The organism is Pseudoalteromonas sp. GW168-MNA-CIBAN-0100, from assembly GCF_040309225.1.
Classification (GTDB): domain Bacteria; phylum Pseudomonadota; class Gammaproteobacteria; order Enterobacterales; family Alteromonadaceae; genus Pseudoalteromonas; species Pseudoalteromonas arctica.
Genome location: NZ_JBEOOL010000586.1, coordinates 1 through 270, shown reverse-complemented (window position 1 = coordinate 270; position 270 = coordinate 1). Strand labels below are relative to the sequence as shown.

At 43.0% G+C, this 270-nt stretch carries 1 protein-coding gene; it reads left to right on the top strand.

Annotation, left to right across the window (positions count from 1 at the left end; translation table 11 throughout):
• Nucleotides 1-270: aminopeptidase N C-terminal domain-containing protein (locus AAEY62_RS22550; protein WP_350636647.1), on the top strand; the 270-nt coding region annotated here is incomplete at both ends.

The window sequence follows — 270 nt, the reverse complement described above, 5'->3', positions numbered from 1 at the left end:
CTTGAAGACGATGGCAGTGTTAATGCGGCTGCTGTGGCAATACGTTCATTAAAACAACAATGTTTGTATTACCTAGCAAAAACAGACAGTTTACCAGCGGCTGAATTTATAAAAGAAGCTGCAAGCTCAACTAATATGACCAATGTGCTCGGTGCGCTCAGTGGTGCTATAAAAGCGTCGCATACATTAAGTGACACCTTGCTTGCACATTTTGATAGCCAATGGCGACACGACGTATTAGTAATGGACAAATGGTTTGCACTGCAAGCC